Annotated in this window: 20 protein-coding genes and 1 pseudogene; 4 read left to right on the top strand and 17 right to left on the bottom strand. The window is 74.8% G+C overall.

The features are described from left to right. From ACWDCZ_RS05345 to ACWDCZ_RS05325, 5 genes and pseudogenes are all read right to left on the bottom strand, one after another. Window positions 1-854 (bottom strand): annotated as a pseudogene (locus tag ACWDCZ_RS05345) (M4 family metallopeptidase); the annotation flags it as partial. 687 nt (window positions 855-1,541) lie between these two features. Then, the gene (locus ACWDCZ_RS05340) at window positions 1,542-3,608 is read right to left on the bottom strand and encodes a serine/threonine-protein kinase (RefSeq protein ID WP_449815253.1); all 2,067 of its coding nucleotides are present in this window, start codon (window positions 3,606-3,608) and stop codon (window positions 1,542-1,544) included. A 113-nt stretch (window positions 3,609-3,721) separates the two neighbouring features. Continuing rightward, window positions 3,722-4,648 (bottom strand): alpha/beta fold hydrolase, encoded by a 927-nt coding sequence (locus ACWDCZ_RS05335; protein WP_449815252.1) that lies wholly within the window; start codon window positions 4,646-4,648, stop codon window positions 3,722-3,724. Window positions 4,649-4,810: 162 nt separating this feature from the next. Beyond that, a complete protein-coding gene (locus ACWDCZ_RS05330) occupies window positions 4,811-6,256 on the bottom strand; it encodes an NF041680 family putative transposase (RefSeq protein ID WP_449815251.1) in 1,446 nt (481 codons plus the stop codon). Between the two features lie 126 nt (window positions 6,257-6,382). Next, a complete protein-coding gene (locus tag ACWDCZ_RS05325; RefSeq protein WP_074004258.1) occupies window positions 6,383-7,141 on the bottom strand; it encodes a dienelactone hydrolase family protein in 759 nt (252 codons plus the stop codon). A 178-nt stretch (window positions 7,142-7,319) separates the two neighbouring features. Between ACWDCZ_RS05325 and ACWDCZ_RS05320 the strand changes: the two genes are divergently transcribed. Then, the gene (locus tag ACWDCZ_RS05320) at window positions 7,320-7,733 is read left to right on the top strand and encodes a DUF6191 domain-containing protein (protein ID WP_449815250.1); all 414 of its coding nucleotides are present in this window, start codon (window positions 7,320-7,322) and stop codon (window positions 7,731-7,733) included. Here the strand turns inward: ACWDCZ_RS05320 and ACWDCZ_RS05315 are convergent. Together ACWDCZ_RS05315 and ACWDCZ_RS05310 are read right to left on the bottom strand one after the other, a co-directional pair. Then, window positions 7,694-8,095 (bottom strand): VOC family protein, encoded by a 402-nt coding sequence (locus tag ACWDCZ_RS05315; protein ID WP_074004433.1) that lies wholly within the window; start codon window positions 8,093-8,095, stop codon window positions 7,694-7,696. The genes ACWDCZ_RS05320 and ACWDCZ_RS05315 overlap by 40 nt on opposite strands. Window positions 8,096-8,161: 66 nt before the next feature. Then, window positions 8,162-9,022 (bottom strand): (2Fe-2S)-binding protein, encoded by an 861-nt coding sequence (locus ACWDCZ_RS05310; protein WP_387966696.1) that lies wholly within the window; start codon window positions 9,020-9,022, stop codon window positions 8,162-8,164. 346 nt (window positions 9,023-9,368) lie between these two features. On the opposite strand from ACWDCZ_RS05310, the gene ACWDCZ_RS05305 reads away from it, so the two are divergent. After that, window positions 9,369-10,166 carry an inositol monophosphatase family protein gene (locus ACWDCZ_RS05305; RefSeq protein WP_049651877.1) on the top strand — a complete coding sequence of 266 codons (798 nt, stop codon included), beginning with the start codon at window positions 9,369-9,371 and terminating at the stop codon, window positions 10,164-10,166. Between the two features lie 46 nt (window positions 10,167-10,212). On the opposite strand, the gene ACWDCZ_RS05300 is transcribed toward ACWDCZ_RS05305, so the two are convergent. The 4 genes from ACWDCZ_RS05300 to ACWDCZ_RS05285 all read right to left on the bottom strand — a co-directional run bounded on the left by ACWDCZ_RS05300 (window position 10,213) and on the right by ACWDCZ_RS05285 (window position 15,966). Then, entirely contained in the window at window positions 10,213-11,727 is a 1,515-nt protein-coding gene (locus tag ACWDCZ_RS05300; protein WP_449815249.1) for a pyridoxal phosphate-dependent decarboxylase family protein, read from the bottom strand. Continuing rightward, a complete protein-coding gene (locus tag ACWDCZ_RS05295) occupies window positions 11,724-13,157 on the bottom strand; it encodes a diaminobutyrate--2-oxoglutarate transaminase (protein ID WP_449815248.1) in 1,434 nt (477 codons plus the stop codon). The genes ACWDCZ_RS05300 and ACWDCZ_RS05295 overlap by 4 nt, the downstream gene beginning before the upstream one ends. A 221-nt stretch (window positions 13,158-13,378) precedes the next feature. After that, on the bottom strand, window positions 13,379-14,110 hold the full coding sequence (locus tag ACWDCZ_RS05290; RefSeq protein WP_117491070.1) for a response regulator: 732 nt from the start codon (window positions 14,108-14,110) through the stop codon (window positions 13,379-13,381). After that, complete coding sequence (locus ACWDCZ_RS05285) at window positions 14,107-15,966, bottom strand: sensor histidine kinase (RefSeq protein WP_449815247.1); 1,860 nt, start codon at window positions 15,964-15,966, stop codon at window positions 14,107-14,109. Before ACWDCZ_RS05285 ends, ACWDCZ_RS05290 begins: the two co-directional genes overlap by 4 nt. Before the next feature lie 223 nt (window positions 15,967-16,189). Here ACWDCZ_RS05285 and ACWDCZ_RS05280 point away from each other — a divergent pair, with 223 nt between their 5' ends. Next, complete coding sequence (locus tag ACWDCZ_RS05280) at window positions 16,190-17,644, top strand: cation:dicarboxylate symporter family transporter (protein WP_449815246.1); 1,455 nt, start codon at window positions 16,190-16,192, stop codon at window positions 17,642-17,644. 135 nt (window positions 17,645-17,779) lie between these two features. On the opposite strand, the gene ACWDCZ_RS05275 is transcribed toward ACWDCZ_RS05280, so the two are convergent. Next, window positions 17,780-18,808, bottom strand: a complete 1,029-nt coding sequence (locus ACWDCZ_RS05275; RefSeq protein ID WP_449815245.1) for a hypothetical protein — start codon at window positions 18,806-18,808, stop codon at window positions 17,780-17,782. 104 nt (window positions 18,809-18,912) lie between these two features. Then, complete coding sequence (locus ACWDCZ_RS05270) at window positions 18,913-19,485, bottom strand: RNA polymerase sigma factor (protein ID WP_387966691.1); 573 nt, start codon at window positions 19,483-19,485, stop codon at window positions 18,913-18,915. A 332-nt stretch (window positions 19,486-19,817) separates the two neighbouring features. On the opposite strand from ACWDCZ_RS05270, the gene ACWDCZ_RS05265 reads away from it, so the two are divergent. Beyond that, a complete protein-coding gene (locus ACWDCZ_RS05265; RefSeq protein WP_117491060.1) occupies window positions 19,818-20,189 on the top strand; it encodes a hypothetical protein in 372 nt (123 codons plus the stop codon). Window positions 20,190-20,334: 145 nt separating this feature from the next. On the opposite strand, the gene ACWDCZ_RS05260 is transcribed toward ACWDCZ_RS05265, so the two are convergent. From ACWDCZ_RS05260 to ACWDCZ_RS05245, 4 genes are all read right to left on the bottom strand, one after another. Continuing rightward, window positions 20,335-20,907, bottom strand: a complete 573-nt coding sequence (locus ACWDCZ_RS05260) for a GTP-binding protein (RefSeq protein WP_049651867.1) — start codon at window positions 20,905-20,907, stop codon at window positions 20,335-20,337. Window positions 20,908-21,022: 115 nt separating this feature from the next. Beyond that, on the bottom strand, window positions 21,023-21,370 hold the full coding sequence (locus ACWDCZ_RS05255; RefSeq protein WP_049651866.1) for a DUF742 domain-containing protein: 348 nt from the start codon (window positions 21,368-21,370) through the stop codon (window positions 21,023-21,025). Between the two features lie 125 nt (window positions 21,371-21,495). Then, on the bottom strand, window positions 21,496-21,906 hold the full coding sequence (locus ACWDCZ_RS05250; RefSeq protein WP_049651863.1) for a roadblock/LC7 domain-containing protein: 411 nt from the start codon (window positions 21,904-21,906) through the stop codon (window positions 21,496-21,498). Next, window positions 21,903-24,821, bottom strand: a complete 2,919-nt coding sequence (locus ACWDCZ_RS05245; RefSeq protein WP_449815244.1) for a nitrate- and nitrite sensing domain-containing protein — start codon at window positions 24,819-24,821, stop codon at window positions 21,903-21,905. Before ACWDCZ_RS05245 ends, ACWDCZ_RS05250 begins: the two co-directional genes overlap by 4 nt. Between the last annotated feature and the right edge of the window lie 12 nt (window positions 24,822-24,833).

Here is a 24,833-nt window from a genome sequence, read left to right as displayed (position 1 = left end):
GATTCGCGGTTGTTGACGGTGCCGTCGCCGAAGCTGTTGCTGGTGTTGGCGAACAGCGAGCCGGTGCCGTCGGTGCCGTTGTTGAGGTCGCTGGTGGACTGGCCGCCGCGACCGGCGTCCTTCAGCTGGTAGTTCGAGCCGCTCTGGGTGGTGGCCAGCGAGACCTGGCCGACGAAGATGCCGTTGCCGGTGCCGGCCGCGGTCTCGATCGTCTCGTGGGTGGCGAGGACCCGGCCGTCGGCCGCGTCGGTCACCAGGATCTGGCGGCTCGGGGTGCCGTCGGCGCGCTGGCCCTCGACCGTGGTGCGGTACGCCAGGCGCGGGTTGCCGTCGGTGGCCCAGACCACCAGCTCGGCCTTGCCGGCCTGGTGGACCTCGGTGAGCGGCGACTCGTCGGCGTCGGCGCGCGCCCCGATGGTGGCCTTGACCCCCGCGGTGACCTGCGTGGCGGCCCGGTCAGCGGCGATCTTCGGGGTCGTGTTCGGCAGCGCGATCCGGGCGGCGACCGCCTTGTCGACCGACTTCACCGAGCCGTCGGCCTTCTGGTGGACGACCAGGTCGCCACCGATCACCGGCAGGCCGGCGTAGGTGCGCTCGAAGCGCAGGTGGCGGGTGCCGTCCTTGTCCACCGCGGCGTCCTTGGCGACCAGCTGCTCCTTGTCGCCGAGCTTGAGCGCCTTGGCCAGCTGGCCGGCCTGACCGGCCGCCAGCTTGAGCGCGGTCGCGTGCTGCTGGGCGGCCTGGGCCTGCAGCGAGGGGGTGGGAGCGGCCTGGGCGGCGGTGCTCACCTGGATCACACCGGTCAACAGGGCCGTGGCCGAGAGTACGGCGACGGCCGCGAGCTTACGCTTCACGTACGAGTCCTTCCGGGAATCCGCGTCTGGGCGCGGTCGCACCGCGTCCCGGGGGGCCGGGTCGGCACCTGTGGGGCGGGACGGGCACTGACGTGCGGGAACCCCGTGCAGTCGAGCGGTTCGCCACCGATGGGTGGGGGGTGGGGCTACCGCTGGGGGATGACCAGAAGCATGACAATCCAGCAGGTGAATTGACAGGTCTTGCTCAGCAATTGGCCAGGTCCCGCCATCGGGTAAAGAGCCTCCAATCAGCAGACGAACCCGGGCAATTCACCACATCCCGCCAAGGGCTCCGACCCGAACGACGCCCGGTCGCCTGCACCTACGGGAATCCACCCGCCGCCCGCCGCACGCCGACCCGACGAGCGGGCCCGGCCGGCCGTCGATCGACTTTTACATGTGTGTAGAAGACTCCATACGGTTCCTTGACACGCCGGTGGCGAGGTCCCGCCACCCGGACCCCCTTGAACACCGGGAGGTCGTCTGCTAATCAGCCGACCGTCACCGCCCGGACCGCAGGACCACTTCCCTGTGCGCGAGTTGGGGGACGGCGGCAGAGGGAAGCGACGGCACGGCGGCACTGGAGCCCACGGCTCCTCTTTCACGGGGCGGTGGTGGTGGTCACCGGCAGCCTCACAGGCCGCTCGCGCACCCCGCGCCGCGAATTCTCACGCCTCGAGCGGGCCCCTACTGCAGCCGCCACTCCTGGGCGGCGTTGCCGGGGGTGCAGGAGACCATGGTGACGGCGCTGCCGGGGCCGTTGTTGGTCATGCAGGACTGGTTCTGGTAGTCGCCCAGCGTGTACGAGCCAGCCGAACTGCCGGTGCGCATCGTCCAGTTGGTGAGGAAGCTGAGGCCGTTGCTCAGCACGACCTTCCCGTCCATCGTCTGGACCAGCTGCGGGCCGCCGTTGTTGCAGGCGTTGAACAGGATCCACATGCCGGGGTTGGTCGAGCGCACCCAGCCGTACTGCGCGTGACCGCCGACGACGATCGGGTTGTCGCCGTTCAGGTTGTCGTCGCGCATCCCGATCGCTCGGCCGTCCTTCGCGCTGACGATGGTGCTCCAGCTGGTGCCGCCGCAGGACGCCGGTCGGCCCGGGCTCTGCGGGGCGCTGGTGGTCCCGCCGTTGGCGCTCTGGGCCGGAGGCTGAGGGTTCTGGTTGGCGGGCGGGTTGGGCGGGTTGCCGCCGCCGGGCTGGCTCCCCTGACCGGCCGACGACGCCCCACCGGCGGCCGCGCCCGTACCACCGGTCCGGGCGCCACCCGAACCGGCCGAGGCGCCCGAACCGCCACTGCCGCCCTGACCACCGGCGGCCGGCACCGGGGGGACCGGGACCTGCGGCTGGTTCTGGGCGGCGCCGGGCGCCGGCTGGTCGGGGCCCGGGGTGGCCGCCGGGGTGTCGGTCGGCGCCGGGGTGGTCGGCGCGGTGGTGGTCGCGGGCGCCGAGGTGGCGGTGCCCGGGTTCGCGGGGGCGGTGACCACCACGGTCGGCTGGGCGCCGGGTGACTGGGCCGCGTCGGTGCCGCCGGCCCCGCGGTCGACCAGCAGGACGGTCGCCGTGCCCATCGAGATGACCACGGGGATGACGACGGGCACCAGCAGGGTGCGCCGGGACCGCCGCCGACCGGGTTCGGTCTGCGCCTGCGGCTCCACCTTCGCCACCTCGTCCGGTGCCGGGGCGCCGCCCGCGGCGGGCACCACCACCGCCCCGCCCTTGACCAGCGCCACGGCCGCACCGCCCTGGGCCGGCCCCGCCGCACCGTCCTTCGCGGGCTCCGCGGCACCGCCCTTGGCCGCCGGGACCGCACCACCCGGGACCGCACCGCCCTCGGCCGCCGGGCCCGCACCGGGCCGGAGCGGGAGGGTCCCGCTGTCGGCCGCGCCGGCCTTCCCCGGCGTCTGCCCGCCGCCGGCGAAGCCCTCCCCCGCGAGCGCCGCCCGGACCGCCCTCGCCATCTCCGCCGCGTCCGCGTACCGCTCCTCGGGCTTCTTGGCGAGCGCCCGGGCGACCAGTGCCCGTACCGGCGCCGGAAAGGTGTCCGGCAGTTCCGGCACCGGCTGGTTGACATGCTTGAGCGCGATCTGGAGCGGCCCGTCACCGGAGTACGGCGGCTCGCCGACCAGCAGTTCGTAGCAGACCACGCCGATCGAGTACAGGTCGGTGGCCGGTCCGAGGTTCACGCCCTCGGCCTGCTCCGGGGACATGTAGAGCGCGGTGCCGATGATCGCGAACGGGGCGGTGAGCTTGGTGCTGGCGAGCGCCCGGGCGATGCCGAAGTCGGTGATGGCCACCCGGCCGTCCGAACGCACCATCAGGTTGGACGGCTTGATGTCCCGGTGGACGATCTCCCGCTGGTGCGCGGCGTGCAGCGCGTCCAGGGCTCCGGCCACCAGGTCGAGGGTGCGCTCGACGCCCATCGGTCCGGTGTCCTTGAGCACCCGGTCCAGCGGACGGCCGTCGATCAGCTCCATGACGATGTAGGCGCAGCGCTCCTCGCCGTCCCCGCCGCTCTCGCCGTAGTCGTGGACGCCCACCACACCGGGGTGGTCGACCGCGGCGACCAGCTGGGCCTCGCGGCGGAAGCGCTGGGCGGAGGTGTCGTCCTCCAGCAGCTCCGAGCGCAGGATCTTGACCGCGACCCTGCGCGCCAGCACGGTGTCCTCGGCCTTCCAGACCGAGCCCATGGCGCCGCCGCCGATCTTCTCGACCAGCTCGTACCGCCCGCCGAGCACGGTGCCCGCGCCGCTCATACCCCTGCTCCCCCGTGTCATGACCCCACCCCCGCGGGTCGTCGGCACACAGTGTGCCAGAGGGTGTCGTGGACTCAGTCGTGCAGGTCCGAAAAGGAATTGGGCGTGAGTTGTCAGTCCTTGAGGAAATATCGAGCACGGTCCGCGACTTCCCGGACGGCCGAGACGACCGCGTGGGGCCGGTCGGCCTGGATGGCGTGACCGGCGCCGAGCACCGTGCCGTGCGTCCCCCGGACGGCGCTCCTCGCGACGCCCGCCTGGAGGGCGGTCCAGCGGACGCGCATCGCCCTGGGCAGCCCCCGGGTCGCGCTCAGGACGGCCAGCGGCGCCTCGGTCGGCGGAGCCCCGGCGCGGCGACGACGGAGCTCGGGGACGGCGGCGGCGGTCAGCCCCAGTTCGGCGAGGAGGGCACGCCGCTGGTGCCGGTGCGCTATCACGGCCGCCTCGGCCCGGGCGAGCGGCTCCTCCGGTTCGGGCGAGGTCGGCGACAGCGCCGTCCGGTACAGCCAGAGCCGGTTCAGCGCGGCCTCGGCGACCTGGATGGACCGCGGCTGGAACTCCTCGTGGGCCGGGTCCACGAGCACCTGCCCGGCCACCAGCTCCGGCCGCTGCCAGGCGAGGAGTTGGGCCAGCTGACCGCCCCAGCTGTGCCCGACCAGGAGGGCCGGACCCGCGTCCAGGTGCCGCACGAGAGCGGCCAGGTCGGCGAGCTGGCCGTTCAGCGCCGGGGCGGTGGACCGCTCGGGCTCGCTGGCCCCCAGCCCGGCCCGGTCGTACGCCACGACCCTCCCGTACCGGGCGAGTTCGGGCAGGACGGCCGACCAGGTGAGCGCCGACGTCCCGGCGCCCGCGATCAGGACCACCGGCACGGCGCCGCCCCGGCCGGCCTCCACCCAGTGCAACGCCCGTCCGTCCCGGTCCAGTTCGCCGGTGCGCACGCCGCCGGGCAGGTGCTCGCCGAGCGCCCGGGCGACGGCCTCCTGGACGCTCCGCAGACCCGGCCCGGCGGGCTTTCCCCGCGTGCCCTGACTGGTGTTCATGTGCCGTCCCCCTGGATCCCTCGTTCGGCCCCGTTTCCCCCGGGCCTGGTTCCGACCGGCCTGCGAGCGGCCTCGGGCAGTCCTCAGACCTGTCCGGGACCGGTCTCAGGCAATCATCAGACCGGCCCCGGACAGTTCTCCGACGGCCCCTCAGCTTGCCGTTTAACCCTGGTGCGCTTGGTGTTTCTTGATCGTCTTGGCGCGTTTGACGGTCTTGCCGACGTCATGGCGCTTGGCTCGGTGCTTGTTCTTCGAGCCTGGAGGCCGTCCTGGCCCCGGTCGGGACGGTTTCGGTGCGGCTGCTGGGCAGGTGGCTGTCGCGCGGATGTTGCGAAACCCCCGGCGGACGCGGGCAGGGGTGAGGCGCCGTTGCTCGGCCGGTCGTTCCCAGGGCCTGCGGAGGTCCTCGGTGAGGGGCCGGGTGAGGCGGAGCTGGGTGTGGGCGGCGATGATCAGCCAGGTCCACAGGTCGGCAGTGTCCGCGTGGCGAACCTTCGGGGCGGTCCAGCCCAGGGTCTGCTTCATCAGCCGGAACGTGTGCTCCAGGTCGAATCTGCGGAGGAACAACTGCCACCAGCGGTCCACGTCCGTCGGCGTGGCGCCGGCGGCCGAGCACCACAGCCAGACCGGCTTCGGGTCGCGATCGCCCGGCAGTCGCTCGACCTGCAAGCGCACCAACGTTCCGTGCAGGACGGGCAGTTCTTCCTCGGTGCGCTCCAGCCAGGGGCCTCGGTGGGTGAGCCGGGGGTGCATCCGGTCCCAGGCCATCGCCTCGGCCTTGCCGTAGCGGGTGGTGTCCGTAGCCGTGGTGACGTCGGGCTGGTGCCAGCTTTCGGGCTTGGCGAAAGTGAGGACGCCGCCGTGTCGGCGGGGCCGCCCGACCTTCGGTCCGGGGCGGGCCGGGCCCGGATCGCGGAGCATGACCCGGTCCGAGCGAAGCCGTCCGACAAGCACGACCGGCAGGTCGGCCAGGGCGTGGGAGAGGTAGGCGACATCGTAGCCGGAGTCCATGACGACCAGCATCTGTGGATCGTCCGGCGTCCACTGTCCTGCCCGGATCAACCGCTCGATGACGTCACGTAGTTGGATGGTGGTCACGAGCGTTGCGTCGTCCGCAGGGCCCAGTCGCACGGCGTCCAGCAGTGCGACCCAGGAGGTGCGTCCGGCTTCCAGGGCGGCGACGAAGGAGTAGGGCCAGCCGGGGACGAGCTGATCGCGGGTGCGATCGCCGCGTCCATAGACGTGGCAGAAGAGACGGTTGTTGCTGGTGGGGGCATCGGGCCGCAGCCAGTTGGACACGTCGACGGCCAGCATGATCCACCCGTCCGCCGCCTTCGGCAGCGGCAGCTCGGCCAGGGCCCGGCGCAGGCGCGTCGGCTCCAACCAGCCACGGTCCAGCGCCGCATACAAGGCGCCGTGCCCGCGCCGGTGCTCGACGGCCAGTGACAGCTCGACCAAAGTCTTGACCGGGCCGTCCGCGCACAGCACCGCATCCGTGAGCTCGAACAACGCATCCGCGCGGGCGTACAGACAGTCGTAGAACTCGACCCGAAAGCGGGACAGGACGTCCAATGCCCCGCCCGCAGGCACGTTGGCTGGAAGACTCATAAGCAGCGGCCGTTCCCTCGTACTTCGTGACTCGACATCTCGAAGCATGGGGAACGGCCGCGTCGCATGCTCCCCGATCCCGGAGATCTCAGCAGGTCGAGTGACCCGCGAGGTTAAACAACAAGCTCAGGCGGGCAGGGCCCGCTTCAGCAGCCCGAGCAGCGCCTCCCAGTGCCGCTCGGCCGCCACCGCGTCGTAGCGGTTGGTGTCGGCCTGGGTGTAGCCGTGCGGGGCGCCGGCGTAGACCTCCGCCCGGTACCGGACACCGGCGGCGGTGAGGGCCGCGGCGAGCCGGTCGATCTGCTCGGGCGGCAGCGACGGGTCCTCGTCCGCGTGGCCGAAGTACAGCTCCGCGGTGATCCGGTCGGCGCCCAGGTGCGGGCTGTCCGGGCTGTCGGTGGCGAGCCTGCCGCCGTGGAACCCGGCCGCGACGGCGATCCGGTCCGGGTGGCTGGCGGCGGCGCGCAGCGCCAGCATGGCCCCGAAGCAGTAGCCGGTCAGGCCGACCGGGCCGTCCTGGACCAGCGGGGACTCGGCGAGCCAGCGCAGGTACGCGTCCGCGTCGCGGGAGTTCGCGTCCGGGGTGAGCGTTTCGATCAGCGGGAAGATCCGGCCGAAGAGTTCGTCGGCCTGCTCCAGGTCGATGCGCTCCGGCAGGTCGAAGACCGGCGCGCGGCCGGCGCGGTAGAAGAGGTTGGGGGCGAGTACGGCGTACCCGGCCGCGGCCAGCCGGTCGGCCATGCCCTCCACGTGCGGCCGGAGGCCGAAGGCGTCCGTGAAGAGGATGACGCCCGGGTGGGCCCGGCCGTCGTCGGGGTGGGCGAGGTAGGCGTCGGCGGTGCCGTCCGCCGTCGGGATGTCCACGAGGGTTCCGCGCACGAGCATGGTGAGGGTGCTCCTTCCGATTCGTCCGGCAGCGTATCCGGTGGACCCGCCGCCCGCCCGTGCGCTTTGCGCCACAGTGCGGCCGCGTCGAACCCGCGTCGAATCCGCGACGTACCCGCGGCGCGCCCACGTGTGCGCCCGGGGGAACGCCGTGGCCCCGTGCGCGCGTTGAGCGGGCATGGGGTGGATCGTGGGTGTGGCGGCGACGGTCGCGGCGGTGCTGGGGCTGGTGCTGCTGGCGGTGTGGCAGGTCCAGGGGGAGTCCTCGTCGCGGCCGCGGCGGCGCGGGCCCGGGGTGGGGACGGGTGCCGGCGGGCTGGAGGAGCTGCACGCGCTGTTCAGCCCGGGCAAGCAGGTGCAGGTCGAGCAGAAGCGGGAGCAGCTCGTGCTCCGGGACGACGAACAGGCCGGAGCGCCGCCGCACTTCGGCGTGGACCTGGACCGGGGCGTGGCGGTGCTGCCCGGCGGGGCCGGAGGACGTGCGCCCGGCCCCGCGGAGCGCGAGGGGATCGGAACGGGTACGGCCGGCCGGGCGCCCCGGGAGCCGGGGGCTCAGGCCCCCCAGGTGCGGGAGCAGAGCACCAGCCGGTAGCCGTCCGGGTCGGCTATCGTCACGCCGTGCTCGTCCCAGTACGGGTTGTGGGACGCGACCCGGGTGCCGCCTGCCTCCTCCAGCCGGGCGACCAGTGCCTCGTCCACCGGGGCGCCGAGGTAGACGACGAACAGGTCGTCCACCGTCGGGGTGGGCTCCAGCGGCCGCTCCGGGTCGTGCGTCAGCTCGAAGTGCCAACTGCCGCCGGGCGGGCCGACCATCAGCAGGTCGTGCTCGCCGGACACCCGCTCGGTGCTGCGCCACTGCACGGCGAGGCCGAGGGCGTCGACGTAGAAGCGCTCGGCCGCCGCGATGTCGCGCGAGGGGCGGGCGATCCGGACCCGCGTGGTGGAATCGATCATGTCGGCGACCATAGCCGATGCCACTGACAGCGAACCAGGCTGCGCGGCCCGACTGTGGACGGACCGTCAGAGCCGCCGCAGCCGCTCCTCGTCGGAGGTCCTCGGGCAGGTCAGACAGGCGGTGGCCGCGGGCCCGACCGCGTAGTAGAGGCAGCAGGCGAGCCGGGTGCGGGTGTGGTGGGCGCGCCCGTCGGGGGTGTGCAGGCGGCGGAAGTCGGCGCCGCCGGGGAGCGGCAGGGTGCCGCCGGGCAGGACGGCCTCGGCGGCGGCGACGGCGGCGTCCTCCTCGGCGACCGCGACGGCGGCGCCCTCCCCTGCGGCGGCGACGGCGGCACCCTCCTCGCCGAGCATCCGCCCCAGGTACCAGAGGGCGGAGGCCAGATCGTCCGTCACCATGCCCCAGAGCGCCCGGTCGCGGCGCCGGGTGGGACCGGCGAACGCGGCGAGCACCGGTCCGAGGTGCGCGACCACGGCGGCCCGCAGCTCGGCGCGCAGTTCGTCGTCGCCGGGGAGGGTGACGTACCCGCGCGGGCGCAGGGCGAGCGCGCCGGTGGGGGCGTGCAGCCAGAGGTCGGCCGGGTCGACGACGGGGACCCGGCGGGCGAGGTGCCAGGGGCCGGCGATCAGCAGGCAGGCCGACCAGACGTAGTGGTGGAGCAGCCGGGAGGCGGTGACGTGCGGGCGCGGGGCGCGGCCGTGCTCGTCGGCGATGCGGGCCTCCGCACCCGCCAGGACGGCGGCCAGCGCCCGTTCGTCGGTGGCGAGTTCGGCTCCGGAGTGCCAGCCGTCGGCGAGGCCCGGGGCGGGCTCGGCGGCGTCGAGCAGGCGCAGCTCAAGCACCGGGCAGAGCTCCCGCAGCCGCCGGTAGTCGGCGACCAGCGCGGAGGACGCGCAGGGTGCTACGGGCAGGGGTGTTCCGGGAACCATGGGCACTCCCGAGATCGATTCCGCATGATCGATTAAGGTGAGGCTCACCTTACAACGCATCACCGCGCTCGATAACCATGCCCAACTCCACCGGTCGGCTCACCGGTCCCGCCGGTCGAAGTGGCCCGAAGGCCGCGGGCGTGGACGCGCCGAAGTGGCCGTCGACGGCCGGGGGCGAACAGCTGACAGATTTCGAAATCTGTCAGCTGTTATCTGTTATCTGTCAGCTGCAATCTGTCAGCCATCAACCGTAGGCCGTCAGCCGTTCCACCGCCCCGGACCGCCGCCGCCCCCTTCCTCCGCTCGTGGGAGAGTGGTAGGCAGCGAAGGGAGCGCGAACGTGCTGATGGACAAGGTGGCGGAGATACTCGCCGAGGCGTCGGCCGAGGTGGTGGAGCCGCGCTTCCGGGCGCTGGCCGCCGGCGAGGTGATGGAGAAGGCCCCCGGCGAGATCGTCACGGTCGCCGACCGCGAGGCCGAGGCGATCATCGCCCGTCGACTGCACGAGCTGCTGCCCGTCCCCGTGGTCGGCGAGGAGGCGGTCTCCGCCGACCCGTCGCTCGCCCTGGCCCTCCACGACGAGCCGGCGGCCTGGCTGGTCGACCCGGTGGACGGCACCGCCAACTTCGTCGCCGGCAGACCCGAGTACGCCGTGATGTGCTCCCTGGTCCGCTCCGGCCGGACCGTCGCCTCCTGGATCTGGCAGCCCGCCACCGCCACCGCCTACTGCGCCGAGCTGGGCTCCGGCGCCTGGCGCGACGGCGTGCGCCTGACCCGGCCCCCGGCACCGAAGGACGTCGCGAAGCTGCGCGGCTCGGTGAAGAGCCGCTACCTCGACGCCGCGCACCGCCGCCGGCTCCAGGACAACATCGCGGCCTTCGGCGAGATCTCCCCCGGCCGGCACGCCGCCGGGATCGAGTACCCGGACGTCGTCGACGGTCGCTTCGACTTCCTCCTCTACTGGCGCACCCTCCCCTGGGACCACGCCCCGGGCTCCCTCCTGGTCACCGAGGCCGGCGGCGTCTCCGCCCGCCCGGACGGCACCCCGTACCGCCCGGAGGCCCCCGGCTGCGAGGACGGCCTCCTGGTCGCCGCCGACCCCGAGACCTGGGAGCTCACCCGGTCGATCCTCCTCGCCGGCTGACGCCGGGGCCCGCCCGCCCGGAGCCCCCGCGGAACCCCCGTCGGCCCTACCCCGCCCGCTCGCCCGCGACCTTGCGGCCGGCGCCCACCACCTCCCGCACCAGCGCGCCGACCTCCCCCACCGTGGTGTGGGGGTTCAGCAGCGTGAGCTTCAACCGGACCCGGCCCGGACCGTCGCCCGGGAGTTCGGTGCGGCCGACCACCGCCCGGCCGGTGCGCAGCAGCAGGCGCCGCAGCCGGCCGTTCACCTCGTCCAGCGCGGCCTCGTCCGTCACGCCGGGCGGCCGGTAGCGGAAAAGGACGGCGGTCAGCACCGGCTCGGCGTAGAGCTCGAGCGCCGGGTCCGCGCGCACGGCGTCGGCCGCGGCGAGCGCGAGGTCGTGGCAGGAGTCGACCAGGCGGCCGAGTCCGTCGCGGCCGAGGGTGCGCAGGGTGACGGCGAGCTTGAAGGCGTCGGCCCGGCGGGTGGTGCGCAGCGAGCGGCCGAGCAGGCTGGGGTAGCCGGCCTGCTCGTCGTCGACCGGGTTGAGGTACTCGGCGCGGCGGGCGAGCGAGACGTAGGTCTCGGCGCGGCGCACCAGGAAGACCCCGGCCGCGGCCGGCTGCCAGCCGAGCTTGTGCCAGTCGAGGGAGACCGAGTCGGCGCGGGCGATGCCGTCGAGCAGTGGGGCGAGCCGGTCGGAGAGCAGCGCCCCGCCGCCGTACGCGGCGTCCACGTGCAGCCAGGCGCCGTAGCGGCCGGCGAGGTCGGCGGCGGCGGACAGCGGGTCGACGGCTCCGGTGTCGGTGGTGCCCGCGGTGGCGACCACGGCGATCGGGGTCCGTCCGGCCCAGCTGGCCTCGGCCATCGCCCGTTCCAGTTCGTCCTCCCGCATCCGCAGCCCGCGGTCGACCGCGACGGGGATGACGGCCCGCTCGCCGAGGCCGAGCAGGGCGGCGGCGCGCTGGACGGAGAAGTGCGCGGCCTCGGAGGCGAGGATGCAGGGCCGGACGCCGGCCGGGATGCCGTCCAGCTCCACGATGCCGTCGAGCTTCTGGTCGCGCGCCAGCATGAGCCCCATGAGGTTGGACTCGGTGCCGCCGGAGGTGAGGACGCCGGCGGCGCGCTGCGGGTCGTAGCCGATGAGCCCGGCGATCTCGGCGAGCAGCGTGCTCTCCAGGGCGGTGGCGGCGGGGGCCTGGTCCCAGGAGTCCTGGGAGGGATTGAGGGCGCTGACCGCGAGGTCCGCCGCGGCGGCGACGGCCAGCGGCGGGCAGTGCAGGTGCGCGGCGCAGGCCGGGTCGGCGGGGTCGGCGGCGCCGTAGGCGAGCAGTTGGGTGAGCCGGGCGAGCGCGCCGGGTCCGTCGTCGGTGGCCAGGGCCTCGTCGACGAGTGCGGCGATCTCGGCCGGGCTGCCCGCCGGCACCGGTCCGGAGCGCATGGCGGCGCCCGTCTCCAGGGAGTCGAGGACGGTGGCCAGCAGCGGTCCGAGCGCGCCAGGACCGGCCGCGCCGCCCGCCAGGGCGTCGGTGGCGGCGCCGTCCCGGGGGAGCCCGACGGGGCCGGATCCGGGCCCGCTCACCGGTTCCCCCGCACCGTCGGCGCGCCCGCCGAACCATTCGCCGAACCACCCGTCGGCCCACCCGTGGACGCCGCCGCGATCGCCTCCGCCAGCCGCTCCAGCACCGCCGCCACCTGCTCGTCGGTGATGGTGAGCGGCGGGAGCAGTCGCAGCACCGCGTCGTGGCGCCCGCCGAGCTCGACGATCAGCCCCCGCGCCAGGCACGCCTCCCGGACCCGCACCGCGAGCGCCGGGTCGGCCGGCCGGGCGCCGCACGCGTCGGGCTCGGCCGCCGGGTCGACCAGTTCGACCCCGAGCATCAGCCCCCGGCCGCGCACGTCGCCGATCACCGGCAGTTCGGCCGCGAGTTCGCGCAGCCGGGCCGCCATCCGCTCGCCGACGACGGCGGCCCGCTCGACCAGCCCGTTCGCCGCGACGTGGCGCAGCGTCGCGGCCCCGGCGGCCATGGCGAGGGTGTTGCCGCGGAAGGTGCCGGTGTGGGCGCCGGGCCGCCAGCCGTCGTAGTCCTCGCGGTAGACGACGACGGCGAGCGGCAGGCTGCCGCCGATGGCCTTGGAGAGGACCATCGCGTCCGGGACGATGCCGCTGTGCTCGATCGCCCACATCGCGCCGGTGCGGCCGACTCCGGTCTGCACCTCGTCGACGATCAGCGGGATGCCGCGCTCGGCGGTGATCCGGCGCATCGCGCGCAGCCAGCCGTCGGGCGCGGGGACGACCCCGCCCTCGCCCTGGACGGCTTCCAGGATCATCGCGGCGGGCGCGACCACACCGCCCGAGGGGTCGTCCAGCAGCCGCTCCACGTAGGTCGCGGCGAGGTCCGCGCCCGCCTCGCCGCCGACCCCGAACGGGCAGCGGTAGCCGTACGGGTAGGGCAGCCGGGCGACCTCGCCGCCGCTCGGCAGCGGCTCCTTGACCGCGACGTTGCCGGTGAGCGCGAGGGCGCCGGCGGTCATGCCGTGGTAGGCGCCGGTGAAGGCGAGCGCGCCGGAGCGGCCGGTGGCGGTCTGCATCAGCTTGAGCGCGGCCTCGACGGCGTCCGTCCCGGCCGGTCCGCAGAAGTGCACCCGGGCGCGGGCGGCGAACTCGGCGGGCAGGCTCTCGAAGAGCGCGCTGGTGAAGTCGTCCTTCTCGGCGGTGGCGAGGTCGAGCAGGTGCAGCGGGGCGCCGCTGTCGAGGGTGCGGCGGATCGCCTCCAGCACCACCGGGTGGTTGTGGCCGAGGGCGAGCGTGCCGGCGCCGGAGAGGCAGTCCAGGTAGCGCCGCCCGTCGGCGCCCTCGACGGTCATGCCGTGGGCGCGGACCGGGACGATCGGGAAGGAGCGGGCGTATGTTCTGGCTGCGGACTCGCGGACGCGCTGACGGCGCAGGATGGCTTCACCGGCGGCCGGGGCTCCGGAGGCGGCCTGGACGGGTACGGCAGCGAGCGACACGAGAAACCCCCAGGGGAAGTTAGGTAAGCCTAACTTTACTGCCCTTGACCTGGCGGAATGCCCTCGGGGTCCCAGAACCACCCGAGTGAGTGAACCTCCCCCGGTTCCTCCAACGAGCGCCGCGCGGAAAGGTCACGGCCCGGCCCGCACCGGCCGAACCCGACGGCCGGGCCCCGCCCCGCAGGCCCGACCCTCAGGTCCGGCTCCTCGGGCCCCGCCCCTCAGGCCCGGTGCCGCCACCGGTAGCAGAGCTCCGGCCGCCCGACACTCCCGTACTGCGGCTCCCGCACCGCGCACCCGGTCTCCACCAGGTGCTCCAGGTAGCGCCGCGCGGTGATCCGGGAAACGCCGGCCGCCGCGCCCGCGGCCGCCGCCGACAACCCGGTGGCCGCCTCGCGCAGGACCGAGGCGACGGTGTCCAGGGTGGGCGCGCTCAGCCCCTTGGGCAGGGTGCTGCGCTCCGGCGTACGGAGCAGGGCGAACGCCTGGTCGACCTCCTCCTGCCCGGTCGCCTCCCCGCTGCGCCCGAGGCTGTCGCGGTAGCGGGCGTAGCGCTCCAGCCGGTCGTGCAGGGCGGCCGCGCTGAACGGCTTCAGCAGGTACTGCACGACGCCCGCGGAGACCGCCTGCCGGACCATCGCGAGGTCGCGGGCCGAGGTCACCGCGATGACGTCGGTGCTGTGGCCGGCCGCGCGCAGCGTACGGCAGAGCTGGAGCCCGTGGCCGTCCGGCAGGTAGAGGTCGAGCAGGGTGAGGTCGACGGGCGTCCCGGCGGCGCGGGCCCGGTCCAGGAAGCGCAGCGCGTCGGCGCAGCTGTGGACCGTCCCGGCGGCGTGGAAGCCGGGCTCCCGCCGGACGTAGAGGGTGTGCGCGGCGGCGGCCACCGGGTCGTCCTCGACCACCAGGACGGAGATCCCCGCCCCGGCGGCGGCTGTGTGGGCGGTGCCGTTCACGCCAGGGCCCCTTCCCGCTCCCGACCGCTCGACCCACCGGGCCGGTCGGCGGGCTCCCCCGGCTCGCCACCGGGCCCGCCCGGCCCTCCCGGCCCTCCCGGCCGTCCGGCCAGCGGCAGCCGCACCGTGAGCACCGCGCCGCGCTCCCGTCCGACCTCGACGGTGCCGCCGTTGCGCCGGGCGGCCTGGGCGACCAGCGCCAGCCCGAGCCCGTGCCCGTGCCCGTCCTGCTTGGTACTCCAGCCCCGCCGGAAGACGTCCTCGACCGCGCCCGGGTCGATCCCCGCGCCGGTGTCGGCGACCCGCAGCAGCAGGCAGTCACCGGGCACCCCTGCGCCGTCACCGCCATCCCCGTCATCGCCGCCATCGCGACCTTCGCCGTCGCCGCCGGTGCAGTCCCGACCGCCGCAGTCCCGACCGCCGGCGATCCGCGCCGTGACGGTGACCTCCGGCGGGACGGGGCTCTCGGCCGCGCCGGCGATGGCGGCGTCCACGGCGTTGTCGATCAGGTTGCCGAGGACGGTGATCAGGTCCCGCGCGGAGAGGTCGGGCGGCAGCACCCCGTCGTCGATCCGGCTGTCCTCGGTGAGCGTCAACTCCACACCCCGTTCGGCGGCTTGGGCGGCCTTGCCGAGCAGCAGCGCGGCCAGCACCGGCTCGCCCACCGCCGCGACCACCCGGTCGGTGAGCTGCTGGGCGAGTTCGAGCTCCGCGGTGGCGAACTCCACCGCCTGTTCGTGGCGGCCGAGTTCGATCAGCGAGACCACCGCGTGCAACCGGTTGGCGGCTTCGTGAGCCTGCGCGCCGAGCGCCTCGGTGAAGCACCGCACCGAGTCCAACTCCCCGCTGAGCGCTTGGAGTTCGGTGTGGTCCCGAAGGGTCACCACCCGGCCGAGGCCGGGGCCGGTGCCGATGGTGGAGGTGTTCAGCACCACGACGCGCTCGGCGGTCAGGTGCACCTCGTCCCGGACGGGCTCCTCCCCCAGCACGGCCGCCACCAGCGCCTCCGGCAGGCCCAGTTCCACCACCGGTCGACCGTCCAGGTCGCCGGTCAGACCGAGCAGTTCACGGGCGGCGTCGTTGCACAGCACCACCCGGTGCGAGCGGTCCAGCAGGACCAGTCCCTCGCGCACCGCGTGCAGGGTCGCCTGGTGGTACTCGTAGAGGTGGCTCAGCTGGTCCGGCCCCATCCCATGGGTGTGCCGCCGCAGCCGGGAGTTGGCGAGGTAGGTACCGACGCCGCCGACCGCGAGCGCGGCGACCGCCACCCCCACCAGGGCGAGCAGCGGACCGCTCAGCTGCGCGGAGATCGACTCCACCGTGAGGCCCGCGCTGACCAGCGCGACCACCCGGTGCCGCTCGTCCCACACCGGGGCGACCACCCGCACGGACGGGCCGAGCGTGCCGGTGTACGTCTCGCTGCGGGTCTGCCCGGCGAGCGCCCAGTCGATGTGCCCGAGGTAGGTCCGGCCGATCTGCTCGGGCAGCGGGTGGGTCCAGCGCACGCCGTCGGTGTCCATGACGGTGATGAAGGAGACCCCGGTGTCGGCCCGCACCTGCTCGACGTACGGCTGGAGCGCCGCGGTCGGGTCGGGGGCGCCGACGGCGGCCCGGACGGACGGCGAGTCGGCGACGGCGTGCGCGACCGCGGTGACCTGGCGACGGGCGGCGTCCTCGGCACGGTCGGCGGTGAAGAGGTACGCGAGCACCGCGCCACCGGCGACCACGGCGGCGACGATCACCACCTGGACGACGAACAGCTGCCCGGCCAGGCTGCGGACCAGCCGCCGGGGACCGCGGCCCGTCGGCCGGTGCGAACGGCGGCGCGGGGCGGTGGGGGCGGTGCGCTCGGACATGCCTGCCAGTGTGCACCACGCCCCCGGGCGCCCCCGAGGGCCGTCCGGCCCGCACCATTCGCGGGCTAGGCCTCCGGGCCGGACAGCCGGGTCGGACATCCGGGCCGCCCGCGCCGTTCATGAACTCTATGAACGCAAACGTGACCTCCGTCACCTCGGAGCCCATAGTCAGAGCGGCCCATCCCCCCGGGGCCACCAGGACTGCACGGCAAGGGAGCCGCAGATGTCGATCACTGGAGCCGCCGCGGCGGCGGGACCCAGACGCAAGGACCGGACCCACTACCTCTACATCGCCGTGATCGCCGCGGTGGTCGCGGGTGTGGTGGTCGGCCTGGCCGCCCCCGGTTTCGCCGTGGAGCTGAAGCCGATCGGCACGGGCTTCGTCAACCTGATCAAGATGATGATCAGCCCGGTGATCTTCTGCACCATCGTCCTGGGCATCGGCTCGGTGACCAAGGCCGCGAAGGTCGGCAAGGTCGGCGGCCTCGCCCTCGGCTACTTCCTCGCCATGTCGACCGTCGCACTGGCCATCGGCATGGTCGTCGGCAACCTGCTGGAGCCCGGCGGCGGCCTGCACCTGACCGCCGCGCTCGCCAAGTCCGGCCACGCCCAGGCGGCCGCCGGCGGCGCCCAGTCGACCGCCGACTTCCTGCTCGGGATGATCCCCGAGACGCTGTTCTCCGCCCTGACCCAGGGCAAGGTGCTCCAGACCCTGCTGGTCGCCCTGCTCACCGGCTTCGCCCTCCAGGCGATGGGCCCGGCCGGCGCGCCGGTGCTGCGCGGGATCGAGCACGTGCAGCGACTGGTCTTCCGGGTCATGTCGATGATCATGTGGGTCGCGCCGGTCGGCGCCTTCGGTGCGATGGCCGCCGTGGTCGGCGCCACCGGCACCGCCGCGCTGAAGAGCCTGGCCGTCATCATGATCGGCTTCTACGTCACCTGCGTGCTCTTCGTCGTCGTGGTGCTGGGCACGCTGCTGCGCCTGGTCGCCGGGGTCAACGTGTTCGCGCTGCTGAAGTACCTCGGCCGCGAGTTCCTGCTGATCCTCTCCACCTCCTCCTCCGAGAGCGCGCTGCCCCGCCTGATCGCCAAGATGGAGCACCTGGGCGTCAGCCGCCCGGTCGTCGGCATCACCGTGCCGACCGGCTACAGCTTCAACCTCGACGGCACCGCCATCTACCTGACCATGTCGTCGATCTTCATCTCCGAGGCGATGGACAAGCCGATGTCGCTCGGCGAACAGCTCTCGCTGCTGGTCTTCATGGTGATCGCGAGCAAGGGCGCGGCCGGGGTCACCGGCGCCGGCCTGGCCACCCTCGCGGGCGGGCTCCAGTCGCACAAGCCCGCGCTGGTGGACGGGGTCGGCCTGATCGTCGGCATCGACCGCTTCATGTCGGAGGCCCGCGCGCTCACCAACTTCGCGGGCAACGCCGTCGCGACCGTGCTGATCGGGCACTGGACCGGCGAGATCGACGCCGAGCGCGCCCGGCGGGTGCTGGCCGGCGAGCTGCCGTTCGACGAGCTGACACTGGTCGACTCCCACGGTGCGGCCTCCGGTCCCGCCGCCGCGTCGGACGGCTCCACGGCCGACGCCCCCGAGGCCACTCCCGAGACCGCCCCCGAGGCTGTCCCCACCCGGGGCACCGCCACCCAGGGCGCGGCCACCGCCGGGGTCTGACCCCGGCAGCGACCCCCGCACTCCCCCGGTCCGGCGCCCCCACCAACCCCCGGAAACGGCGCCGGACCGGGGGTCCTCGTTTTCCCGTCCGGCCGACGTTCCCGGTCGGGCCCGGACGGGTCCCCGGCCCGCTCGTCACAGGTCCTGCGAGCCGCTGACCACCCAGGACACCCCGCCGGCCGGGTCCTCCAGCACGACGTGCAGATGGTGCAGCCCGGCCGACGGCTCCTGCCAGGTGAAACAGCGCATCCGGTCCACCAGCGCGTTCACCTCGCCCCGGTCCACCCCGCCCGCAGCGCCCGCCCCATCCGGACCGTCCGAACCGTCCGAACCGTCCAGGCCGTCCGCCCCGGCCATCGCGGCCAGTGCCCGCCACACCCCCAGCCTCCCGTGCGCGCAGCCCTGCGCCCGCTCCAGGGCGGCGGACCGCACCAGCGCCGGGTAGACGAGCGCGAACGGCAGGTACCCGCCGACCACCTGCCGGTCGCGGGCCAGCAGGGCGGCCGCCGCCGGGGCCTGACCGCGCACGCAGGCCGTCTCCGCCCACGGCGCGAGCGCGCCCAGCCCCTCCAGGGCCCGGGTGACCGGCGGCCCGTCCGGCCGTCCGGCCGACCGCGCCACCGGCGGCAGCTCCACCTCGCCCAGGCCCTCCCGGCTGGCCGGCAGGGTCAGCAGCGCACTGCGCGCGCCCCCGCCGGGCAGGTACTCGCGTACCCGGGCCGCCTCGTCCCAGCCCGCCGCCTCCCACGGCTCCAGGCGCAGCGGCACGCCCTCCGGGTCGGGCTCGGCCCCGTACGAGAGGTCCTCGCCGAGCAGCGCCCGGGTGTGCGCGACCAGCCGTCGCACCGGGACCGGACCGAGCAGCGGGGCCAGCCGCAGCCAGGAGTGCCGGGTCGCCAGCACCTCCCAGAGCGGGCCGGCGTCGTGGTCGGCCACTCCGGCGGACGTCCCCGCGCCGCCGTCCCGGTCGAACAGGCGGACGGCCAGCTCGGGCGGCGCCGCGTAGGCGATCAGGTGGCCGAGCGGCGCGGTCAGCACGGCCGCGGCCTCCTCGCCCGCCTCCGCCACGGCGGCCGCGCGGCCCTGCCGGTAGGCGGCGAGCAGCTCGGGCCAGCGGCCGTCCTCGGCCAGTGCGCGCAGGCGGCCGTGCTGGTGGATGATCACGATTCGCAGGGTACGGGCCGGGGCGGCGCATCAGCTGACTTGCCGTCAGCTCGGTGCGTCGGGGCGGCGCTCGTACGCCCGCCGCCCCGCGCACCGCCACACCCTCAGCTCCGCTCGTGCTCCCGCTCGCGCTCCTGTTCGCACCCCCGCTCCTGCTCCCGTTCGCACCCCGCCTCCCGCTCGCGTTCGCGTTCCCGCTGGAGGACGGCGCGCAGTCGGCCGTGGGCGCGGCGCCGGGTGACGGCCAGCGTGCTGCGGTGCAGCCCGAGCAGCTCGGCGGCCTCGTCGACGCTGTAGCCGTCGAGGTCCACCAGCGCCACCGCGCGGGCCTGCTTGACGGTCAGGAAGCCCAGCAGGCGGACCACCTCCCAGCGCGCCTGCAACTCGGCCATCCCGCCGGACCGGGGGTCGGACTCCCCCCGGTCCCGCTCGACGGCGTCGCCCACCTCCGGCACCTCGGGCATCGACACCCGCCGGCGCTCCCGGCGCCACTGGTCGCGCAGGATGTTCACCATCGTGGTGAACGCGTAGGCGTACGGCTGCGGATGACCGAGGAAGCGCTCCGGCCGGCGGGCGATCCGCAGGTACGCCTCGTGGACGACGTCCCCGGCGCCGACCGGACCGCCGGCGAGGGAGGCCGCCGCCTGCTGGAGTCTGGGCAGGAGATCCGTGAACACCCGGTTGAATTCGGCCGATTGACCGCTACTCCCACTCGGACCGAAGCCCTCTTCCCGTCCGCCGCCCGCATTTCGACCGCTGCAATCCACCATGCCGCTCTCCCCGGAAATCGGCACCCCGAGCACCCGGTCCGCCCTGGCCACAGGGGTCTTGAGCCGACCGAATGACTTGTGACACAGGTCACATCATAGTTCGTCGTCTCACTGTGCGCAGTCATTCGTGTGCACCATGTCACCAACCGCACAGGAAGCGGGACTTCACCTCCGCGCGGACACCCCGGCGACCGGGGACGGCTCCGCCCGACGAGAACCCCTGAGCAAGGAGAACCACCGTGCGAGGTTGCATCGCCAGGAAGATCGCCACGTTCGGGCTGGCCGCCACGGCCGCCCTCGGCGTGCTCGGGACCACCGCCCTGCCGGCCGCCGCGGCGACGGTCCGGACCCAGGCCATCACCCCCGAGACCGACACGGACTGGAACACCGTCGAGACCGCGACCTACCGCTGCGTCATCACCGCCGACTACGGCTGGCGCTGGGAGGGGACCTGCAACGTCTACTCCGGACGACTGCGCACCATCACCTACTGTGCCGACGGCTCGTCGAGCACCGGCCTGTGGATCGGCGCGCGGCCGCAGGCCTGGGCGGTCTGGGGCAACTGCCCCGGGTCGAGCTGGACCCGGATCGTGTTCCAGTGGCACAGCTGAACCGCCGGACCCGGAACCGCTGAGAGACGACGGGTGACAGATGACAGCTGACAGATTTCGAAATCTGTCAGCTGTCATCTGTTAGTTGTGAGGTGTCAGCTGTCATCCGCACGCCGTCCGCCCGCCGACACCTCCCGCCGACACCTCAGCCCACCGGAGAGACGTCCGCGAGCAGCCGGGCGGCGTGCACCCGGCCCGCGTGCTCGACCAGGTTGATCAGCACCTCCTTGCCCGAGGCCCGGTGGCGCGCATCGCACAACAGCACCGGCGTACCCGCGTCCAGGTCCAGCGCGCGGGCGACCTCCTCCGGCCTGAACTCCCGTGTCCCGGCGAAACGGTTCACCGCGACCACGAAGGGGATGCCCCGGTGCTCGAAGAAGTCGACGGCCGGGAAGCAGTCGGTCAGCCGGCGGGTGTCGGCGAGCACCACCGCACCGAGCGCCCCCTGGGCCAGCTCGTCCCAGAGGAACCAGAACCGGTCCTGCCCCGGGGTGCCGAACAGGTAGACCGCCAGCCCCTCGCGGATGGTGATCCGACCGAAGTCCATCGCCACCGTGGTCGTCGACTTCCGCTCCACGCCGTCGAGGTCGTCCACCTCCCGCCCGGCCTCGGTCAGCCGCTCCTCGGTGCGCAGCGGTCGGATCTCGCTGACCGCGCCGACCAGCGTCGTCTTGCCGACCCCGAAGCCGCCCGCCACCAGGATCTTGAGCGCCAGCACGGCGTCGTCGGGATCCTCGGCATCGAACGGGTCCGACCCGCCGTACGGACCGGACCGGCCGTACGGATCGGACGGGTCGGACGATACCGACGGATCAGGCAGGTCGGACGGATGGTCAGAGTGCACGGAGTCCACGGATGACCTCCTGGAGGATGCGCTCGTCGGGGAGCAGGGCGGGCGGGACGGGACGGCGGACCCGGATGAGCCCGGCCGCCAGCAGGTCGCCGAGCAGCACCCGCACGACGCCCACCGGCAGGTCGAGCTCGGCGGCCAGCTCGGCCACGGACAGCGGGGTGCCCCGGCACAGCGCGAGGATGCGCGCCTGTTCCGGGCCGACCGGCGGCTCGGGCGCGTCCGGTACGAGCGCCGGGTCGGGGAGTTCGGCGACCACCACGGCGATCAGGTCGAAGCGCTGCTCCCCGGCCCCGGTGCGCCCCCTGGTCATCGCGTACGGGCGGACCAGCGGCCCGGCGTCGTCGTCGTACCAGCGGGCCCGGTGGGCGGCCGCGAGCGGGTTGCGGGGGTGACCGTCGGGTTCGGCCCTCGGGTGCTCGGAATGTCGCCCCCGGGGCGGGTGGGGCACCGGACTCACCGGCCGCCCACCGTCCGCGGCGGGGCGCTCAGGTGCTCCCCGACCCGGCGGACCAGCCTGGCCATCTCGTAGGCGACCAGGCCGAGGTCGGCCCGGGCCGTGGTGAACACGGCGAGGCAGGTGCCCTCCCCGGCCGCCGCGACCAGCAGGTAGCCGCCCTCCAACTCGACCATGGTCTGGCGGACTTCGCCGGCGCCGAAGTGCCGGCCGGCGCCCTTGGCCAGGCTGTGGAAGCCGGAGGCGACGGCCGCCAGATGCTCCCCGTCCTCCCGCGCCAGACCGGCCGAGGTGCCCATGGCCAGGCCGTCGGCGGAGAGCATCACGGCGAAGCGGAGCTCGGGGGCGCGCTGGACCAGCTCGTCGAGGAGCCAGTTCAGCTCCCCCGCGCGGTGGGTGGTGGCGATCACGGACGCTCTCCTTCGGGTCGGGACGGGGGTTGGGGGTGGCGCGCCCGCGGCGGCCGCGGAGCGTCGGCGGGCTGCCCGTCCCGCCGAACCTCCGGGTGCAGACCGCGCGCCCATCCGTTCTGGAAGGCCGACATCGCCGCCCGCGCCTCCTCCGGGCTGCGGCCCGCGGCGCCGAGGCCGTCGCCGGACCCGGGGCCGGCCGAGGCCACGGCTGCAGTGGCGGCGGCCGTACGACGACTGTGCGCGGTCGGACGGGCCGGGCCCTCGCGCAGCTGCGGTGCGAGGCTCGCCTGGCGGGTCCGGCGTGGCAACTCCTCGGGGCCCGAGTCGACTTGGGGACCGTCCGGTTGTTGACCATCTGGACGGGGACCGCGCAAGCCAGGTCCGGGCACCGGCTCCGAACGGCGTTCCGTGCGGTACGGCTCCGCGCCGTACGGCTGCGGCGGCCCGGACTGCGGACGGGCGGCCGCACCCGCGCCCCCGTCCGCAGCCGGACCGGCCACCCGGGCACCGGAGGCCCGGTAGGGGGTACGGCGCACCGGCCCGGGGTCACTGCCCCGGGCACCGAACGGCAGCAGCGCCCCACCCTCCGGCGGCGGCCCACCCGCCGCCGGAAGCCCGTCACTTGCCCTGTCCCGCGGGTGCTCCCGGCGCCCCGGGTCGCCGCCCGGGACACCGCTGGGACCCCCCGTCGGCTCCCCCGCGTGACCGTGCACCGGCGCGAACTCCCGCTCCGGGCCAGCGTGCTGTGCCCGCTCGGCGAACACCGGCTCCGTCGGCCCCGCCCCGACCGCCACGCCGCCCGGCGCCGCCGCGCGCGGCAGGGGCGGCACCGGCTCGAAGCCGTACCGCGCCTCCGCCGCCCCCACCTCCGCCTCCACTTCGGCCGTATCGTCGGCCGTCTCGTCGGCCAGCAGCGTGGTCGGCAGCAGGACCACCGCCGTGGTGCCGCCGTACGCGGAGGTCACCAGCGAGACCTTGACGTCCTGCCGCCGGGCGAGCCGGCTGACCACGAACAGGCCGAGCCGGTCGCTGTCGAAGAGGTCGCTCTGCTCGGCGGCGGCGATCCGGCGGTTGGCCGAGGCCAGCACCTCCGGGCCCATGCCGAGGCCGCGGTCCTCGATCTCCAACGCGAAGCCGTTGCCGACCCGTTCGCCCCGGATGTGCACCCGGGTGTGCGGCGGGGAGAACCCGGTGGCGTTCTCGACGAGTTCGGCCACCAGGTGGGTGAGGTCAGCGACGGCGTGGCCGACCACCGCGGCCCGTGGCAGCGGGTGGACCTCGACCCGGGCGTACTCCTCGACCTCCGAGACGGCCGCGCGCACCACGTCCACCAGCGGGACGGGCCGGCGCCAACCCCGCCCGGGAGCGGCCCCGGAGAGGATGATCAGGCCCTCGGCGTGGCGGCGCATCCGGGTGGTGAGGTGGTCCAAGCGGAACAGGTCGGCCAGCTCGGACGGGTCGTCGGTGCGGCGCTCCATCGCGTCCAGCAGGGTGAGTTGGCGGTGCACCAGGACCTGGCTGCGGCGCGCGAGGTTGACGAACACACCGGAGACCCCGGAGAGCACCTCGGCCCGCTCGACCGCCGCCGTCACGGCCGCCCGCTGGACGGTGCCCAGCGCCCGCTGCACCTGGCCGATCTCGTCGCCCCGCCCCACCGGCCGGGGCGCCTCGGCCTCGATGTCCACCTCCTCCCCCGCACGCAACTTCCGCATGGTCGCCGGGAGTTTGCGCCCGGCCAGCTCAAGTGCCGAGTTGCGCAGGCCGATCAGATCGGTGACCAGCCCGCGCCCGATCTGCACCGAGATCACCAACGAGGCCACCACGCCGACCAGTCCGAGCAGCACTGCCATCCCCGCCGGGGTGAACAGGCCCAGGGCGTACGGGTCCTGGCGCTCGGCGGCGAGCCGTCCGGCCTGGTCCTCGACGGTCCGCAGGCCGCCGGCCACATTGCCCGCGACCATCGCCCACCGGTCGGCCGGCACCGCCGCGACCGCCGTCCGGCCGTCGGCGGCCGTCCGCACCCTGTCCTCGTACCCGGCCAGCTCGCGGTGGTCCTGGCCACCGGTGACGGCGAGCAGCGCCGCCCGGTCGGCGGGGCGCAGCTCGGCGGCGGCGCCTCGCTCGAACTCGCGCCGGGCGAAGGCCGCGCCGGCGAACTCCCGCAGCTGGTCGTCGCCGAGCCCGCCGGACAGCTGGGCGGCGCGCAGCAGGGCGTCCTCCCGGGCGAGCAGTTCCCGGGACCGGGCCAGCTCCAGCAGCACCCGCGCGTCGGCGGCCACCTGGCGGTCCTGGAGCGGCGCGACGGCACCGGCGGCGGCGAGCGCCCGGTCCACCGCCTCGCCGTACGCGGCGTACGCCTCGGGCCAGCCGACGCTCCTGGCCAGGACCCGGTCGCGCAGGACGGGCAGGGCGGCGAGGGAGCCGCCGAGCGCGTCCAGCCGGGCGGCCGCGTCCCCGCCCAGGCCCTGGGCGTCGGCACGGTTGTAGCCCCGGTCGGGCCGGCGGGGGTCCGGGAACAGCGGGGTGAGCGCCCGGTCGGTGGCCGCCGCCGCCTCGCGCAGGGCGCTCTCCCGGACGGCGCTGGGGGCGGCCACCGGGGCGGCCAGCAGCTGACCGACGGCCGTGCGTTCGGCTTGCAGCCCGGCGACCGTCTCCGCGACCGGCGTGAGCAGCGTGCGCTGGGCGTCGCGCTGGCGCATCAGGCCCCAGACGCCCTGGGCGGTGGTGACGGTGGCGAACCCCCACAGGGCGATGACGGAGACGACCGGGACCATCAGCAGGGCGATGATCCGGGCGCGGACGGTCCGGGGGCGCAGGCCGCGCAGCCACGGGCCGGGCCGCGGTGGACGGGCGGGCGGCCCGGCATGGGCACCCCGACGGGCACCGGGGGCGGTACCGCGGTCTTCTCGCATGGGTGAGGGGCC

It is taken from the genome of Kitasatospora sp. NPDC001225, assembly GCF_053597855.1.
This window is presented reverse-complemented; position numbering and strand designations above follow the sequence as displayed.